This is a genomic window from Turicibacter sp. GALT-G1, from assembly GCF_025594995.1.
GTDB classification, from domain to species: domain Bacteria; phylum Bacillota_I; class Bacilli_A; order MOL361; family Turicibacteraceae; genus Turicibacter; species Turicibacter bilis.
The window spans coordinates 1-19634 of the sequence record NZ_JAMQUS010000019.1 but is presented as its reverse complement, the minus strand read 5'-3'; the positions used below and the strand labels follow the sequence as shown (position 1 = coordinate 19634).

Sequence of the window (19634 nt, the reverse complement as noted above, 5' to 3'; positions counted from 1 at the left end):
ATCTCCTACTCGATTATTTTTGGTAGTTTGGAGCTTCTTGAGTGATTTCAACATCATGTGGATGAGATTCACGAAGACCTGCATTTGTAATACGTACAAATTTACCGTTTGTTTTTAAGTCTTCAATTGTAGCTGTTCCACAGTAACCCATTCCGGCACGTAAACCGCCACATAATTGATAGATTACATCTTCTAATTTTCCTTTGTAAGGGACGCGGGCTTCAATTCCTTCAGGAACTAATTTTTTAGCTTCTTGTTGTTTTCCTTGGAAGTAACGATCACTTGAACCACGTTTCATTGCAGCTAAAGATCCCATTCCAACGTAAGTTTTGTAACGGCGTCCATTAAATAAAATTTCTTCACCTGGAGCTTCTTCACATCCAGCGAATAAACCACCGAACATTGCGCAATCAGCCCCAGCAGCAATTGCTTTAACAAAGTCTCCACTTAATTTTAATCCACCGTCAGCAATAACTGGAACACCAACTGTTTTACAGTATTCATAGACATCATTAACCGCTGTAATTTGAGGAACACCTACACCAGCAACAACACGAGTTGTACAGATAGAACCTGGTCCGATACCAACTTTAACTGCATCAGCTCCAGCATCGATTAAATCTTTTGCTGCTTCTGGAGTAACAATGTTTCCACCGATAACTTGTAATTCTGGGAATGTTTCCTTAATCTGACGAACTGTATTAATAACACCTAAAGAGTGCCCGTGAGCTGAGTCAACTGTGATGACGTCAACACCTGCTTCAACTAAAGCAGTCACGCGAGCTAGTGTATCTGCACCAATTCCAACGGCAGCTCCACAACGTAAACGCCCTTGAGTATCTTTACAACTATTTGGATATGACATTGTTTTATCAATATCTTTGATTGTAATTAATCCGCATAATACACCTTCTTCATTGATGATAGGAAGTTTTTCAATACGGTGTTGCATTAAGATTTCTTTTGCTTCATCTAATGTGATTCCTACAGGAGCAGTGATTAACTTATCGCGTCCAGTCATAACATCACAAACTTTTACACTTTGATCAACGCGGTATTTCATATCACGGTTAGTGATAATTCCAGTTAACACACCATTTTCATCAACAACTGGGAATCCAGATACTTTATAGTGTTTGCATTTATCGTTTGCTTCCGCAATAGTGATATCTCCTGATAATGTAACAGGATCTGAAATCATACCATTTTGATATAATTTAACACGACGAACTTCTTCAGCTTGTTCCTCAATTGACATATTTTTATGAATAAATCCAACTCCACCTTGATGAGCAAGCGCAATAGCTAAGCGTGATTCAGTTACTGTGTCCATTGCAGATGAAATGATTGGAATATTTAATTCGATTCCACGTGTTAATTTTGTTTTTAAGCATACATCCTTTGGTAATACTTCACTACGTTGAGGGATTAATAAAACATCATCAAATGTTAATCCTGTAGAAACCACTTTACCGTTTAATAAGTTCATGGCGTGTCCTCCTTTGTTATAATTATAGTTATTTTCTGTCCTTAAAGGGCATATGATTCAAGAGGGAATATGAATTAGCCCGTTTTTAGTTGTAAACATGATAGCATAACTCATAAAAGGTTGCAACACCAAAAAATACGACAATATTTAAGATTCCTCAAAAAATAAAATAACAATGTTATATTTTAAATTCAATTTTCATAAATAAGAATATAGTTTATATTTTAAATTAAATTTATCCAAAATTTACAAATGTTGTTGATATTTGGATTTGGTTAGTTTATAATTCAATTGTAAATATTTTGAAATTAAATGGTTAATTTTGTAGGAGGACATCAAAATGAAGCGCATGGATATTCAACAAGAGAAGAAGCAATTTGCGACATTTTTATGCCTACAATTTCATATTTGTGATAAAAAAGTTAAACGTATGAGTTAAGTGTTTTTACTAGCGCATATGTTTTTTTTTACAAGTTTTTTCACAAATGAAACAAGTCAAATGAAAATCACAACATTCATATATCATCGATAATAAGGTTCGAAAGTTTCTACCCCTTGCCGTAAATATAGGGACTATGAAGGTTGCACAAATAAGATCAGTTAAGTACAATGGGGTATATTAACCGTTAAAATGAGATAAAAAGTACAAAATTCGACTCAATTTAACAAAAAGCACTTCCATAACTTTACAGAATGTTATTAGCACCTTTAGTCACTGTTCTAAAGGTGCCTTTTATTTATGCTTCAAACGTTATATCATGGTATAGTGTATCCCGAGTAATCAATCTAAACAGAATACTTAGTAGAGAATCAATGAGGATATAAAAAAGGAGCGATCTTAATGAAAAATGATTTACAAATTGCTAAAGAAATTGAATTAAAACCAATTACTGAAATTGCAGAGCAATTAAATATCTCAGATGAGATTGAGTGCTACGGTAAATATAAAGCAAAAATTGACTTAAGTGTCATGAACAGTGAAAAAGAAAATGGAAAGTTGATCTTAGTTACGGCAATTAGTCCAACTAAAGCAGGTGAAGGAAAAACAACGATGACAGTTGGGTTAGGACAAGGTTTCTACCACGTTGGAAAACAATCGGTTATTGCTTTACGCGAACCGTCACTTGGCCCAGTTATGGGACTTAAAGGTGGAGCAGCTGGTGGAGGGTACTCACAAGTTCTACCAATGGAGGATTTAAACTTACATTTCACAGGAGATATTCATGCAATCACAACAGCGAACAATGCGATCTGTGCCTTACTTGATAATCACATCTACCAAGGAAATGAATGTAACGTTGATCCAACAAAAATCGTCTTCAAACGTTGTTTAGATTTAAATGATCGTACCTTACGCGACATTACGATTGGACAAGGTTCGCATGTTAATGGAATCGAACGTAAAGATGGATTCAACATTACAGTTGCTTCTGAAATCATGGCAATTCTTTGCTTAGCAACAAGCCTTGAAGACTTAAAACAACGTATCGGAAACATTATCGTGGCATACACACCTGAGGATCAACCGGTCTTTGTTAAAGACTTAAAAATCCAAGGTGCAATCACGATGCTATTAAAAGATGCACTTAAACCAAACTTAGTTCAAACATGTGAACATACACCAGCTATCGTACATGGTGGCCCATTTGCGAATATTGCTCATGGATGTAACTCAATCATTGCAACAAAAACAGCCTTAAAACTTGGAGAATATGTGGTGACTGAAGCAGGATTTGGAGCAGATTTAGGAGCAGAGAAATTCTTAAATATTAAATGTCGTGAAGGAAATTTAACACCTGATTGTGTTGTTATTGTTGCAACAATCCGCGCGTTAAAAATGCATGGTGGAGTTGAGTACGATAACTTAAAAGAAGAGAACGTTGAAGCATTAGCAAAAGGTGTTGAAAACTTAGCGAAACACATTGATTCAATTCAACAATTTAATTTACCTTACGTCGTGGCAATTAACCAATTCACACATGATACAGAAGCAGAACTTAATTTCTTAAAAACATGGTGTGAAGATAACAATCATCCATGTGAAATCGCAAATGTTTGGTTAAACGGTGGAGCAGGAGCAAAAGAATTAGCGAACCGCGTGATTGAATTAATTGAAAACAATAATCAAACATTCGGTCATTTATATAACCGTGAAGATAAATTAGAAGATAAAATCTTAACAATTGCTCAAAAAATATACGGGGCGCGTGATGTTATTTATACAGAACAAGCACAAGCTCAACTTGAAACAATTAAAGAATTAGGATATGAAGACTTCTTAGTATGTATGGCAAAAACGCCAGTATCTTTAAGTGATGATCCAAAAGTATTAGGCCGTCCAACAGATTTTGATATCACTATTCGTGAAATCCGTATCTCAGCTGGAGCAGGGTTTATCGTTTGCTTAACAGGAAATGTTTTAACAATGCCAGGACTTCCAAAACAACCAGCTGCATTAAAAATGGATGTAACACCAGAAGGTGAATGTGTAGGATTATTCTAAAAACTTCGCCTTTAGTCTTTTACACAATCTAGCTTTGAGTGACAATCGCTCTATAAAGTCTCTTCATTGTACTCTGATACAAAAGTAGTATCAATGACAACGAATTTTGACTTTTACGGTGACTTGTAAAATTTAATTTTGCATAGTCGTTAGTTCCCCTTTAGGGTTACGTGTGCTTAATTGTCACCTTAGTTTTATATATTATAAGGATAGAAAAGATAAATATAGGGGAGGACACGATCGTGGAGAGAATTTATGAAATCTCAGAAAAACCATTAGTCGGAATCATCATGGGAAGTAAATCTGACTTAGAAACGATGCAAGAAACAATGGCAATTTTAGATGAGTTGCAAATCTCATATGAAGCAAATGTGGTGTCAGCACATCGGACACCAGATAAAATGTTCGAATATGCTGAACTTGCTCGTGAGCGAGGAATTAAGGTTATCGTTGCTGGAGCTGGTGGGGCCGCTCATTTACCTGGAATGGTTGCAGCAAAAACAACCCTTCCAGTCATTGGTGTTCCAGTTCAATCCAGAGCATTAAATGGAATGGATTCACTTTTGTCAATCGTTCAAATGCCAGGAGGAATTCCAGTTGCAACAGTTGCTATCGGAAAAGCAGGGGCTAAAAACGCAGGATTACTTGCCGCTTCCATGTTAAGTACATCTTACGATAGCATAGCAACAAAACTTGATGAGTACCGACAAATGATGACAGATACCGTGTTAAAGGATAGTGATCTTAATGACTAATCTTATCTTACCTCCTTCAACAATCGGAATCATTGGTGGCGGTCAGCTTGGACGCATGATGGCCATATCAGCAAAGCAAATGGGATACAAAGTAGCAGTATTAGAGCCTGCTGCTTTGGGACCACTTGCACAAGTAGCGGACCTAGAAATTAATGCACCTTATGACAGTGAAGAAGCTTTAACACAATTATTAGCCGTAAGCGACGTTGTCACTTACGAATTTGAAAATATCGATAGTCATGTCGTGGAAAAATTAGCATCAGCTGGTTATATTCCACAAGGATATCGACCACTTGCAATTACACAACATCGCTACATTGAAAAAACATCAATTAATAACTGTGGTTTTAAAACAGCACCATTTGAAAAAGTAGATAACTTTAATGACTTAAAAAATGCTATTAAAAAGATTGGATATCCTAGTATCTTAAAAACAGTAAGTGGTGGGTATGACGGAAAAGGCCAATGGACATTAAAATCAGATTCTGATTTAGAAAATGTTCATTCTGTTGTAGAAAACCAAAACTGTATTTTAGAAGGATTTGTACCATTTACAAAAGAAATCTCAGTCATCGTCACTCGAGGGACAAACGATCAGGTTGAAACGTTCCCAGTTGTTGAAAACATTCATCAAAATCAGATTCTTCATTTAAGTATCGTTCCTGCAAGAATTGATGCTAATTTAGCAAAAAAAGCAGAAGAAGTTGCAGCAACATTAATTGAAAAATTAGATTTTGTCGGAACATTAGCTATTGAAATGTTTGTTGTCGAAGATGACATTATCATCAACGAACTAGCACCACGACCACATAACTCAGGACATTACACCATCGATGCATGCAATGTATCACAATTTGAACAACATATTCGCGCAGTTTGTGGGTTACCGCTCATCAAGCCAACCTTAATTCAGCCAGCAATCATGGTGAATTTACTTGGTCAACATGTCGAATATACGTTAAATATGTGGACAAAACCTGAATTTTCAGATGCAAAGCTTCACCTTTATGGGAAAGAGGAGATGCGAGCCAATCGAAAAGTTGGGCATTTAACATTCATGAACGATTTTGAAACAAAGTTAGAAGAAACAGTTAATCAGTTTTTAATTAATTTTCCAAAGTAAAGGATGAGGATGAGAAATGAGTCAGTATCGTGTTTTTGTAGAAAAGAAGGAGATGTATGCCACAGAAGCGAAAAGCTTATGTCATGATTTAAATGAGAACTTACATTTATCATTAACAAATGTGCGTACGATTAACGTTTATGATGTCTTTAACGTTAACGGGCAAGAGATTGAGACAGCAAAGCAAAATGTTTTATCAGAAACAGTAACAGACATCGTTAGCATGTCGTTAGACTTAGAAGGTAAAACGTATTTTGCTGTTGAGTTTTTACCAGGTCAATATGATCAACGTGCCGACTCTGCAATTCAATGTATTCAACTTTTAACAGGAAATGACGAAGTTCGTGTTAAGAGTGGTAAAGTGATTATTTTAGATGGAATCGCATCAGAAGTAGAAATCGAAAAAATTAAACAATACTACATTAACCCGATTGAAATGCGTGAAAAAGATTTACAAGCACCACTATCTTTCGATGAAAATGTAGAAATTGAAGATGTTCCAACTTATGAAGGGTTTATCGATTATAGTGATGAATTATTAAATAATTTCTTACATGAACACGGAATGGCAATGACACTTGATGATATTAAAATGATTCAAGCCTACTTCCGCAAAGAAGAACGCCGTAATCCAACAGAAACGGAGTTAAAAGTGCTTGATACTTACTGGTCAGACCACTGTCGTCATACAACATTCGAAACATTAATTGAAAATGTGACATTTGAAAGTGGACGTTTCCATGATATTTTACAACAAACATTTGAAGAGTACTGCATGATGCGTGAGCGTGTGCATCATAATCGTAAGCCAATGACTTTAATGGACATGGCAACAATTGCAATGAAAGAACAACGCAAATTAGGATCATTAAATGATTTAGAAGTTTCAGATGAAATCAATGCGTGCAGCATCTATATCGATGTTGATGTTGATGGAGAAACTGAACCATGGTTATTAATGTTCAAAAATGAAACACATAACCATCCAACAGAAATTGAACCATTTGGTGGAGCCTCAACATGTATCGGAGGAGCTATTCGTGACCCACTATCAGGACGCTCTTATGTTTACCAAGCGATGCGTATCAGCGGTGGAGCAAATGTTTTAGAAACAGTAGAAGAAACAATGGAAGGAAAGCTTCCACAAAAAATTATTTCTAAACGTTCAGCTGATGGAAATAGTTCATATGGAAATCAAATTGGTTTACCAACAACATTCGTTCGTGAAATTTATCATGAAGGATATAAAGCAAAACATATGGAGGTTGGAGCAGTTGTCGGAGCTGTTAAAGCAAGTGACGTTCGTCGTGAAAAGCCTGAAGCAGGGGATATTATTGTTTTATTAGGTGGACGTACAGGACGTGATGGAATCGGTGGTGCAACTGGATCATCAAAAGCCCACACTGAAACATCAATTCAAACCGCTTCATCAGAAGTTCAAAAAGGAAATGCACCAACTGAGCGTAAAATCCAACGCTTATTCCGTAACGGTGAAGTGACTCGTTTAATCAAAAAATGTAACGACTTTGGAGCAGGTGGGGTTTGTGTTGCCATCGGTGAGTTAGCAGATGGATTAAATATTGACTTAAATGCTGTTCCTGTCAAGTATAGCGGATTAAATGGAACAGAACTTGCCGTATCAGAATCGCAAGAACGTATGGCGGTCTTAGTAGCTAAAGAAGATGTGAATGCATTAATTGAGTTCGCGAATAAAGAAAATTTAGAAGCAACAATCGTAGCAGAAGTGACAGATACTAACCGTTTAGTGATGAACTGGAACGGACGCGCCATCGTTAACTTATCACGTGACTTCTTAGATACAAATGGAGCACGTCAATCAACTAATATTATCGTACCAACTGATTTAGAAGATAATCCATTTGTAAGTAAAGTAGAAGGAAAATCAATTAAAGAAAAATTCTTAAATAACTTAAAACAACCAAACGTTGCCTCACAACAAGGAATGGTTGAAATGTTCGATTCGACTATCGGAGGAACAACTGTTTTAATGCCTTACGGTGGGAAATATCAATTAACTGAAACAGAAGGTTCAGTTCATAAAATTCCACTTCGTCATGGAGTGACAAACACTGTCAGTATGTTAACTTACGGATATAATCCTGAGATTACATCATGGTCACCATTCCACGGATCAGCTTATGCTGTCGTTGAATCAATGGCTAAAATCGTGGCATTAGGTGGTAAATGGCAAGGAATTCGTTTCTCATTCCAAGAATATTTCCGTCGTTTAGGTCAAGATCCTAAGAACTGGGGACAACCATTTGCAGCTTTATTAGGATCAATTTACGTTCAAAAAGGATTTGGCTTACCAGCAATTGGTGGGAAAGATAGTATGAGTGGTTCATTTGAAGATTTACACGTTCCACCAACATTAATCTCATTCGCAGTACAAGTTGAAAAAGCAAATAAAATTTTATCACCAGAATTTAAAGCCCCAGAACATTATATCTACTTAATTAAACATGAACCAACAAAAGATTTAATGCCAAATATCGAACAATTAAAAGAAAACTTTAACTTTATCTATGACATGGTTACAATTGGGCATATCAAATCTGCCTTCACAATTAAACAAGGTGGGATTGCTGAAGCGATTGCTAAAATGTCATTTGGTAATAAAATTGGAGCAAATATTAAAACAGGATATGATTTATTTAACTTAGAATTAGGTTCAATCATTGTTGAATCGGATCGTCCATTATTATTCGATCAGGCACACTTATTAGGAAAAACAACAACTGATCCGTTAATCGTAATCAACCAAGAAGTCATTACAATTGAGGAGAGCTTAGCTGCATGGCAAGGAACATTTGAAAACTTATATCCAGTCGCATCTGTAGCTGAAGAAGCAAAAGTTCCAACAGTGAATTATGAAAATACAATCATCACAACGTCATCGTTAGGTGCAACACCACAAGTCTTCTTACCAGTCTTCCCGGGAACAAACTGTGAGTATGATACTGCACGTGCTTTCGAACAAGCAGGAGCTAAATCAATGATTGATGTATTCTGTAACCAAAACCATCAAGATATCGAAGCGTCAATCGAACGTATGGTTAAACATATCAATGAATCACAAATTTTAATGTTATCAGGAGGATTCAGCGCCGGAGATGAGCCAGATGGATCAGGAAAATTCATTACATCAGTATTAATGAATGAACAAATCCGTGAAAGTATTGAAGGATTATTAGAGCGTGATGGATTAATTTTAGGGATTTGTAACGGATTCCAAGCCTTAATCAAATCAGGGTTATTACCATATGGAAAATTTGGAATGGTGACAGAAGATTCACCAACATTAACGAAAAATGATATTAACCGTCATATGTCTAAAATTATTCGTACACGAATTGCTTCAAATAAATCACCTTGGTTATCAGGAGCAAATGTTGGAGATATCCACAACGTAGCCATCTCACATGGAGAAGGGAAATTCGTTGCTAACGATGCTATGATCAAACAATTAATCGAAAATGGTCAAATTGCGACACAATATGTTGACCTAGACGGAAAACCAACAATGAATGGAATCTATAATCCAAACGGATCAATTGCAGCCGTAGAAGGTATCACAAGTCCAGATGGACGCATTCTTGGTAAAATGGGACACTCTGAACGTATGGGTGAACAAATCTTTAAAAACGTACCAGGTGACTACGATCAATTAATCTTCCAAAGTGGAGTTAAATACTTTAAATAATATAAAAGGTTAGATCAAGCGGTTAGCTTCGCGTAAAAGTTATGAAAACTGGCAGTGACACATAGAGAGTCGTTAGATAGTTTGTAACTTTATAGCCAAGCTGCTATTTGAAACTAGATTGAGTAAAAAAACAAGTAATTAGGATGAGAGAAGAAAGGAACCTTGAGAATAAACAATCCTAACTCCTCACAGAGGTTCGGAGAGTTTATTCAACCCACAGGATAAGACAAACTAGCTCCTCGCAAAAGCTCGGAGCGTTTGTCTAAAATTACTTTCTATATTATATAGAGATAAAATGGAGGGCATAGCTATGAATCAAGAGCGAGTAATGTTATACGAAGGAAAAGCAAAACAAATTTTCAAAACAGATGATGTAGCAAAAGTAATCATCCACTATAAAGATGATGCAACAGCATTCAATGGGGTAAAAAAAACAAGTATTACTAACAAAGGAATTTTAAATAACGCGATTACAACTATCATTTTCGAAATGTTAGAAAAACGTGGAGTTAAAACTCACTTCATCGAAAAATTAAATGACCGTGATCAATTATGTCACAAAGTTGAAATCGTACCATTAGAAGTTATCGTCCGTAACATCATCGCAGGAAGCATGGCAAAACGCTTAGGAATCGAAGAGGGAACAATTCCAAGCAATGTGGTATACGAATTATGCTACAAAAATGATGCATATGGAGATCCGTTAATCAATGACGATCATGCCGTAGCATTAGGATTAGCGACATATGAAGAATTAGCAACAATCAAAGAAATGACATTAGAAATCAACCAAGCCTTAATTGAATTCTTCGATGCACAAGGAATCCGTTTAATCGACTTTAAAATTGAATTCGGACGTACAGAAGACGGGACAATCGTATTAGCAGATGAAATTTCACCAGATACATGCCGTTTATGGGACAAAGAAACAAACGAAAAATTAGACAAAGATCGTTTCCGTCGTGACCTTGGAAATGTAGAAGAAGCTTATATTGAAATTTTAAATCGCGTAAGTCGCTAAGGTGGGGAATATGTCAGAATTAGATTTATTTTTTGAAAATAAGATGAATGAAGAATGCGGTGTGTTCGGAGTATTTAACCATGAAAATGCAGCTGAATTAACTTATTACGGTCTTCATGCCCTTCAACATCGCGGTCAAGAAGGAGCAGGAATTGTCACAAGTGATGGAAAAATGCTTCATCAGCATAAAGGAGAAGGACTTGTTCGTAACGTCTTTACCCAACAAGATATCGATCGTTTAAAAGGAATCCATTCAATTGGTCACGTTCGTTATTCAACAGCTGGTGGAGGAGGAATCATGAATGTACAGCCCTTCTTATTCCGTTCTCAATCTGGTCCACTTGGATTATGTCATAATGGAAACTTAGTTAATGCCAATCAATTAAAAGTGTATTTAGAAAGTGAAGGAAGTATCTTTCAAACAACATCAGATTCAGAAATTTTAGCTCACTTATTAAAGCGTCAACGTGGAGACATGCTAACTGCTTTAAAAGAATCATTACTTTATATCGAAGGAGCTTTTGCCTTCTTATTATTAAAAGAAAACGAAATGTACATTGCTTTAGATAAATTTGGTTTACGTCCACTATCACTTGGACGCATTGGGGACAATGGAATCGTTGTTGCCTCTGAAACTTGTGCTTTTGATGTCATCGGGGCAGAGTATATTCGTGACGTCAAACCAGGAGAAGTTATTCGTATCGATTTAGAGGGAATAACATCAGAACGATATGCAACAACATGTGATCAAAGCATGTGTAGTATGGAGTACGTTTACTTTGCACGCCCTGACAGTGACGTCGAAGGAATTAACGTTCATCAAGCTCGTAAAAATTGTGGTCGTATTTTAGCACAAGAAGCACCGATTGAAGCCGATATCGTAGTAGGTGTTCCTGATTCAGGATTAAGCGCGGCTATTGGATATGCCGAAGAGGCAAACATCCCATTCGAAATCGGAATGGTAAAAAATAAATATATCGGTCGTACATTCATTCAACCTTCACAAGCACTTCGTGAACAAGGTGTGAAGATGAAATTATCAGCTGTTCGCTCAATTGTTAAAGACAAGCGCGTGGTCTTAATTGATGACTCAATCGTTCGTGGAACAACGTCTCGTAGAATGGTTGACATGTTGCGTGAGGCAGGAGCTAAGGAAGTCCATGTACGCATCGCTTCACCTGAAATTAAATTCCCATGTTTTTATGGAGTTGATTTCTCAACATATGATGAACTCATTGCGGCAACCCATACAACAGAGCAAATTTGTGAAGTGATTGGTGCCGATTCGCTTGCTTTCATCTCAGTTGATGGATTAACAAAAGGAGTGGGACGCAGTCCAAAACTCGGAAAAAACTGCGGACAATGCGTCGCTTGTTTTAACGGCGATTACCCAACCTATTTATATGAAGATGTAAAATGTGCAAACAAAGAAGTTAAATAAGAGGTGGAAGAGAAATGAGTAAAGCATATGAACAATCTGGGGTTAGCTTAGAAGCAGGCTACGAATCGGTTAACCGTATTAAAAAACACGTAGCAAAAACACATCGCAAAGGGGTATTCTCTGGAATTGGAGCTTTTGGAGCCATGTTTGACTTATCGTCCCTAAACTATAAACAACCCTTATTAGTTTCAGGAACAGATGGTGTTGGAACAAAATTAATGGTTGCTATTAAAGCTGATGTTCATGACACGATTGGAATTGACTGCGTAGCTATGTGTGTTAACGACATCGTTGTACAAGGGGCAGAACCATTATACTTCCTTGATTATGTAGCAGTTGGAAAAAATGAGCCTGCAAAAATTGAAGCTATTGTTAAAGGAGTGGCAGACGGATGTGAACAAGCAGGTGCTGCCTTAATAGGTGGAGAAACTGCTGAAATGCCAGATATGTATGACTTAGACCACTATGATTTAGCAGGATTTGCTGTTGGAGTTGTTGAAAAAGATCAATTAATCACAGGTGAAAAAGTAAAAGCAGGTGATGTCATCATCGGATTATTATCGAGCGGAATTCACTCAAATGGATACTCACTAGTCCGTAAAATCTTATTCAAAGATAACAACATCGATTTAAACACATACGAAGAATCATTAGGAATGACAGTTGGAGAAGCTGTATTAGCTCCAACAAAAATTTATGTTAAACCAATCTTATCTTTATTAAAAGAGGTAGACGTTCATGGAATGGCACACATTACAGGTGGAGGATTTGATGAAAATATTCCTCGTACTTTACCGGCTGGTCATGGGGTGAAAATCAATAAAGACTCATATCCAATGCCACCAATCTTTAACTATTTAAAAGAATTAGGAAAGTTAGATGAGCGTGAAATGTATAACATCTTCAACATGGGAATTGGAATGGCAATCATCGTAGCAGCAGAAGACGTGGAAAAAGCAATGAATAGTTTAACAGAAGCTGGAGAAAAACCACACGTCATCGGTGTAGTAACAGACAGTGAAGGAGTTCAATTAGTATGAAAAAAATAGTTGTTTTTGCATCAGGAAGTGGAAGCAACTTTCAAACTATCGTTGATAAGTTACATCAAAAAACATGTGAAGTGGCATTACTAGTTTGCGACAAAGCAGGAGCTTACTGTTTAGAACGTGCGGAAAAACTACACATTCCGACATTCGTTTTTAATCCAAAAGAGTATGAAACAAAAGCAGATTTCGAAAAAGAAATCTGCCAACGATTAAATTTGATTCAACCAGATTTAATTGTCTTAGCTGGTTATATGCGTATTATCGGGGAAACCTTACTCAATGCCTATGAAGGTAAAATTATTAACATCCATCCAGCGTTATTACCTGCTTTTCCAGGTCGTGATGGAATTGGAGATGCTTTAAATTATGGTGTAAAAGTCATGGGAGTGACTGTACACTATGTTGACGCAGGGATTGATACAGGAAATATTATCGATCAAGCATGCTTTAAACGAACAGGAAATGAAACAAGAGAAGAAGTTGAAACGCGTATTCACGCATTAGAACATGAGTTGTATCCGCAAGTTATTACGCAACTTTTACAAGCTTAGGAGGAGTACGAGAGATGAAACGTGCATTAGTTAGTGTATCAGACAAGACAAACTTAGTATCATTCGTTCAAAACTTAGTCGAATTAGGATATGAAATTATCTCAACTGGAGGAACAAAGAAAACATTAGAAGAAGCAGGCATGAACGTCATTGCTATTGATGAAGTGACAGGATTTCCAGAAATCTTAGAAGGACGCGTTAAAACGTTACACCCAATGGTACATGGTGGATTATTAGCTAAACGTGACGATGCTCATCATCAAGAACAAGTCACACAAAACAACATCGAATACATCGACTTAGTTTGTGTTAATTTATATCCATTTGCTAAAACCATTCAAAACCCTGAAGCCACTCACGAAGATAAAATCGAAAATATCGATATCGGTGGACCATCAATGTTACGTTCAGCAGCGAAAAACTTTAATGATGTCACAGTAGTTGTCGATGCAAATGATTACGATTTAATCATTTCTGAAATTCGTGAGCAAGGCAATACAACTCTAAAAACACGTCAAATGTTAGCTGGAAAAGTTTTTAATCATACAGCAGCATACGATGCGATGATCGCTAACTATTTTAATGAAATTAACGAAGTAGAAGTTCCAGAAAAACTAACAGTCACTTATGACTTAAAGCAAACGTTACGTTACGGAGAAAACCCACACCAAAAAGCAGCATTTTATCAAACATTACAACAACCATCATATAGTGTTGTATCGAGTGAGCAATTACATGGGAAAGAATTATCTTACAATAACATCTCAGATGCAAACGCAGCTTTAGAAATTTTACAAGAGTTTGAAGGAGCTGCAGCCGTTGCGGTTAAACATATGAATCCATGTGGAGTAGGACTTGGAACAACAATTGAAGAAGCTTATGCAAAAGCTTATGAAGCCGATCCAACATCAATCTTCGGTGGAATTGTTGCCTTAAACCGTGAAGTATCGAAGCCATTAGCTGAAGAATTACATAAAATCTTTTTAGAAATCGTCATTGCACCAAGCTTCACAGAAGAAGCGTTAGAAGTTTTAAAACAAAAGAAGAACATTCGCTTATTAACAACAGATATGAGTCAACGTCTACAACCAGGACAAAAATTAGTTTCAGTTAAAGGTGGATTATTAGTTCAAGAGTTAGACACAGTTCAAGTGAAAAAAGAAGATTTAGAATGTGTCACTGAAGTTAAACCAACGGAAGAAGACTTAGAACAATTATTATTCGGATTCCAAGTTTGTAAACATGTTAAATCAAATGCCATTACATTAGTTAAAAATGATATGACAATCGGAGTTGGAGCTGGACAAATGAATCGTGTTGGATCAGCTAAAATTGCATTAGAACAAGCTGGAGCATTAGCACAAGGGGCTTACCTAGCGTCAGATGCCTTCTTCCCAATGTCAGATACAGTCGAATTAGCTGCAAAATATGGAATCAAAGCGATTATTCAACCTGGTGGATCAATTAAAGACCAAGACTCAATTGATGCATGTAATAAACATGGAATCGCAATGGTCTTCACAAAAGTTCGTCATTTTAAACATTAATTGAAGCGGGAATAGAGGAGAAAGAAATGAAAGTTTTAGTTATTGGACGCGGTGGACGCGAACATGCAGTCGTTAAAAAATTAGCTCGTGATTCAAAAGTAACAGAAATTTTTTGTGCGCCAGGAAATGACGGAATGATTGAAGCAACATTAGTTCCTATTGAAGAGACTGATGTAAATGCATTAGCTAACTTTGCAAAGAAAAATCAAATTGATTTAACCATCGTAGGACCAGAAATGGCATTAATGGCTGGGGTTGTTAATAAATTCAAGGAATTAGATTTACCCGTATTTGGTCCAACAAAAGAAGCCGCTTTAATCGAAGGTAGTAAATCATTCGCTAAATATATGATGTCGAAATATAACATTCCTACGGCTGCTTATGGCGAGTTTACTCAAGTAGAAGAAGCATTAGCATACTTAGAAACTCAATCGATGCCAATCGTAATCAAAGCAGATGGTTTAGCAGCCGGAAAAGGTGTTGTTATTTGTCAAACATTAGAAGAAGCTAACCAAACAGTAAAAGAAATGCTTTTAGACCGTAAGTTTGAAGATGCTTCTTCAAAAGTAGTCATTGAAGAATTTTTAGATGGTGAAGAATTCTCATTAATGGCCTTTGTATCAAATGATATTTATAAAGCCATGCCAATTGCACGTGATTATAAACGAGCATATGATAATGATAAAGGTCTCAATACAGGTGGAATGGGAAATCATAGTCCACACCCATTAATCTTAGATACTGATTATGAAGAAGCTATTCAAACTGTTATTGAGCCGATGACCAAAGCAATGATTGAAGAAGGAATCCCATTTACAGGAATCTTATATGCTGGACTCATGAAAACAGCAAATGGAATTAAAGTGATTGAATTCAATGCACGTTTTGGAGATCCTGAAACAGAGGTATTACTACCTCGTCTTGAAACAGAATTAACAGATATTATATTCTCTTTACTTGATGGAAAAGATATCGAATGTGTTTGGTCGGATCAAGCCACAGTAGGAGTTGTATTAGCAGCAAAAGGATATCCAAGTTCATATGTCAAAGGAACTGTGATTGAAGGACTTGAAAACTTAGTAGATGTCGATGTCTGTCATATGGGAACAAAACTAGTAGATGGAAAGATTACATTAAATGGTGGACGTGTTCTGTTTGTGGTTGGAAGTGGAAACACATTAGAAGAGGCACGCCAAAAAGTTTATAAAGAAATTCAAAAAATTAATTGTGATGATCTATTCTATCGAACTGACATCGCAAAAAAAGTAACAAGTTGCTAAACATAGCATAAAGGGAGATGAGTAGCAATCTCCCTTTATATATTAAAAAAAACATTAGCAGATAATGACAAATTAAGGAAAAAGACGTATTTTATATATATACTGTTATTTATAAAGAAGTGGGTGACACAAATGAGTAAGATTTTATTTACACCTGGTCCTACGAATGTGCCTGAAGAAATTAGACAAGTATTAGGACAAGACTTAATTCATCATCGAATGGCAGATTATCATCAACTATTAAAAGAAATTAATGAAGATTTAAAAGTTGTCTTTGATACTAACAATGATGTTTTGATCCTAACATCATCTGGGACAGGATCGATGGAATCAACAATCGTCAACTTGTTCTCGACAAATGATGAAGTCTTAGTCATTAATACAGGATGGTTTGGGGAAAGATTTATTGAAATCTGTCAAGTTTATGGATTACAAGTTCATGAATTACGTTATGAGTGGGGAAAAACTTATAATGTAGTAGATGTTGAGGAGATTTTAGAAAAACATCCAGCAATCAAAGGAATCTTTGTTACCTATCATGAAACTGCAACAGGTGTTGTGAATAATCTTGAACAATTAGGAAATTTAACAAAAAATACAGATCGTCTTTTAATTGCGGACTGTATTAGTGGAATGATCGTTCAACAGTTTCATTTAGATGAATGGGGAGTTGACTGTGCAGTCGCTAGTAGCCAAAAAGGATTTTTACTTCCTCCCGGACTTAGCTTTGTTGCTTTAAGTAATAAGGCAAAAGAAGCAGTAGAACATTCAAACATTCCAAAATATTATTGGGACTATCGTAAGTATTTGAATTATTTTTACAACAAAGCTGAGCAACCATTTACACCAGCTATTTCAATCGTTGTAGCATTACAAGCCGCATTGCGTCAACTATTAGCAAAAGGATTACCTCAAATTATCGAGGACAAACAATCCATTCGTAAATATGCTGAAGATAAATTTAAAGAGTTAGGATTTACTTTATTTATTGAAGATGAATCCATTCGAGGAAATGTATTAGTGCCTGTTATCGTTCCAAAAGATATAGATGGAAGCAAGTTAACAGCACTAATTGATGAACGATATGACTTCACCGTTGCGGGAGGAATGGGAATTTACGCTGGAAGAATGCTACGCGTTGGAATTATCGGAGAAATCACAGAAAGGGAGATTGACTTACTAATTGAATACATTAAGGAAGTTCTTCCTGAATGTAAAAAGTAAGAAGAAAGGGGACAACGTAATGAAGCCACAATTTGAATTAGAACGTAATACCGCAGTTATCAACTTTTCTGCACACTATTGTAATACAGAAGATGAGTTATTAAATAGCCAAGGGTTCGAACGAGTTTTAACAAGATTCTTAAAAAAATTAAAAAAGAAAGAATCACCAGTATATGAGCAATTATCTTACGTATGCGGGGAAGGACAAATTGCAAGCGAATTAACTTCGTTATTTAAGTTATTATTAGTTTTAGAAATTGACGAAATCATGCAGATGAACCGTTCGTTCATCGTTTTATTACAACATAAAGACACATTAATTGAATTTATTGAAGCACTTTATGATTATTGGCGTCAATTAGAACGTTACAGTATTATCTATAACAGTGCAGAAGGAACAGGTATTCAGAAAATCAAATTTATTGAAGCAAATAATTCATTTACAAACTTAGTATTAAAAGTTTACCGTACGATTGAAGAGCGTTTATTCGGACACCACCAAAACGTTTATCGCCAGTTAATTGTAGGTGCCAATGCAGGCTTAGTTTTAAATGAAATTCAATGGGATATCCCAATGCAATATATGGGATTACGTTATCCTGCTTTTATTGAATCAATCGTATTAACACCCCCATTTATCACTTATCCAAAACGTACAAAACGTGATGGAATCTTCGAAGAAGTCTTTGAAAATCCATTAGATGGATTATACTTAGATCCAAATAACTGGTTCGTTTACCCTGCTAAAGTAGGAACAGCATTAGCTTATGTCTACTTCCACCGTGATTTCATGGCGCAAGGTGTCACCATGTGTAATTTATTCGAACTAGCAGACTTAGAAGAATGTCAAAATCGTAAGCCAGACTTAATTTATGTATATGGTAATAAAGATAAAGAAGATCGTGCAGTCTTCTATCAAGATAAAGCAAATGACATTATGATTGGATATGCTTCATATAGCGAAGACCACGACTATTTCGGATATATGAAAAAAATGATCTTAACCTTATATAATGTTAAAATGATTAATGAAAAGAAACTTCCACTACACGGTGCTATGATTGAATTAACATTAAAAAGTGGAAAACAAAGTAATATCGTTGTAATCGGAGATAGTGGAGCAGGTAAATCTGAAACATTAGAAGCCGTACGTATGATTGCTGAAGATGAAATCAAAGAAATGAAAACAATTTTTGACGATATGGGAACTTTATCATTAGAAAAAGGAGAAATACGTGCATATGGTACTGAGATTGGAGCCTTTGTTCGTCTAGATGATTTAGATACAGGATATGCATATCGTACAATTGACCGTAGTATCTTCATGAATCCAGATAAAACAAATGCTCGTATCGTTATCCCGGTAGCAACATATAAAGATATTACAACGGGTCGCCCTATTGATATGTTCTTATATGCTAACAACTATGAAGAAGGAGGAGAAGAATTCGAATTTTTCAATAATGTTGATGAAGCTAAAGCTGTATTCGTTCGGGGAGCGCGTAAAGCTAAAGGAACAACAACAGAAACAGGACTAGTAGAATCATACTTTGCTAACCCATTTGGCCCGGTTCAGTTAAAAGATCAAACAGACCCATTAATTGATAAATACTTTGAGAAGCTATTTGATAAGAATATCAAAGTTGGTCAATTACGTACACGTTTAGCAATTGAAGGTCAAGAACATTCAGGACCACGTAAAGCTGCTGAACAATTATTAGCTTTTATTAAAGAACAATAAAAGAGAGGAGAGGGAATCAATGATTCCCTCTTTTTAATACAAATATATAATAATAAGTATAGATTATTTAAATTTATAAAAAAATTCATTAAAATAGAATTGACGATTTATATAAATGATGATATTATAAGTGAGTCGTCAATGAGAGACGTACCAAATAACGAAAATTTAAAAAAAGTTTAAAAAGTG

At 35.9% G+C, this 19634-nt stretch carries 13 protein-coding genes and 1 riboswitch; of the genes, 12 read left to right on the top strand and 1 reads right to left on the bottom strand.

Annotated elements, in window-relative coordinates:
* Positions 1-13: 13 nt before the first annotated feature.
* Positions 14-1489 (bottom strand): IMP dehydrogenase, encoded by a 1476-nt coding sequence (guaB, locus tag NEH74_RS03800; protein WP_055242952.1) that lies wholly within the window; start codon positions 1487-1489, stop codon positions 14-16.
* A gap of 495 nt (positions 1490-1984) precedes the next feature.
* A riboswitch (purine riboswitch) is annotated at positions 1985-2085 on the top strand.
* 245 nt (positions 2086-2330) lie between these two features.
* Here guaB and NEH74_RS03795 point away from each other — a divergent pair.
* From NEH74_RS03795 to NEH74_RS03740, 12 genes are all read left to right on the top strand, one after another.
* Positions 2331-3992, top strand: a complete 1662-nt coding sequence (locus NEH74_RS03795) for a formate--tetrahydrofolate ligase (protein ID WP_262941106.1) — start codon at positions 2331-2333, stop codon at positions 3990-3992.
* A gap of 290 nt (positions 3993-4282) precedes the next feature.
* Entirely contained in the window at positions 4283-4747 is a 465-nt protein-coding gene (gene purE / locus NEH74_RS03790) for a 5-(carboxyamino)imidazole ribonucleotide mutase (RefSeq protein WP_055276708.1), read from the top strand.
* Positions 4740-5870: a 5-(carboxyamino)imidazole ribonucleotide synthase gene (gene purK, locus NEH74_RS03785; RefSeq protein WP_055276693.1), complete on the top strand. Its 1131-nt coding sequence runs from the start codon at positions 4740-4742 to the stop codon at positions 5868-5870. Before purE ends, purK begins: the two co-directional genes overlap by 8 nt.
* 16 nt (positions 5871-5886) lie before the next feature.
* The gene (locus NEH74_RS03780) at positions 5887-9594 is read left to right on the top strand and encodes a phosphoribosylformylglycinamidine synthase (RefSeq protein ID WP_055242958.1); all 3708 of its coding nucleotides are present in this window, start codon (positions 5887-5889) and stop codon (positions 9592-9594) included.
* 310 nt (positions 9595-9904) lie between these two features.
* Positions 9905-10615: a phosphoribosylaminoimidazolesuccinocarboxamide synthase gene (purC, locus tag NEH74_RS03775; protein WP_055305875.1), complete on the top strand. Its 711-nt coding sequence runs from the start codon at positions 9905-9907 to the stop codon at positions 10613-10615.
* A gap of 10 nt (positions 10616-10625) precedes the next feature.
* Positions 10626-12056 carry an amidophosphoribosyltransferase gene (gene purF, locus NEH74_RS03770; protein ID WP_055242962.1) on the top strand — a complete coding sequence of 477 codons (1431 nt, stop codon included), beginning with the start codon at positions 10626-10628 and terminating at the stop codon, positions 12054-12056.
* A gap of 14 nt (positions 12057-12070) precedes the next feature.
* Entirely contained in the window at positions 12071-13096 is a 1026-nt protein-coding gene (gene purM, locus NEH74_RS03765; RefSeq protein WP_055242964.1) for a phosphoribosylformylglycinamidine cyclo-ligase, read from the top strand.
* Entirely contained in the window at positions 13093-13653 is a 561-nt protein-coding gene (gene purN / locus NEH74_RS03760; RefSeq protein WP_055242966.1) for a phosphoribosylglycinamide formyltransferase, read from the top strand. Before purM ends, purN begins: the two co-directional genes overlap by 4 nt.
* Positions 13654-13667: 14 nt before the next feature.
* Positions 13668-15200 (top strand): bifunctional phosphoribosylaminoimidazolecarboxamide formyltransferase/IMP cyclohydrolase, encoded by a 1533-nt coding sequence (gene purH / locus NEH74_RS03755; RefSeq protein ID WP_055242968.1) that lies wholly within the window; start codon positions 13668-13670, stop codon positions 15198-15200.
* A gap of 26 nt (positions 15201-15226) precedes the next feature.
* On the top strand, positions 15227-16480 hold the full coding sequence (gene purD, locus NEH74_RS03750) for a phosphoribosylamine--glycine ligase (protein ID WP_262941105.1): 1254 nt from the start codon (positions 15227-15229) through the stop codon (positions 16478-16480).
* A gap of 132 nt (positions 16481-16612) precedes the next feature.
* On the top strand, positions 16613-17704 hold the full coding sequence (locus tag NEH74_RS03745) for a pyridoxal-phosphate-dependent aminotransferase family protein (RefSeq protein WP_262941104.1): 1092 nt from the start codon (positions 16613-16615) through the stop codon (positions 17702-17704).
* 19 nt (positions 17705-17723) lie between these two features.
* Positions 17724-19445, top strand: coding sequence for a hypothetical protein (locus tag NEH74_RS03740; RefSeq protein WP_055276704.1), 1722 nt, complete (start codon positions 17724-17726; stop codon positions 19443-19445).
* The last annotated feature ends 189 nt before the right edge of the window (positions 19446-19634 follow it).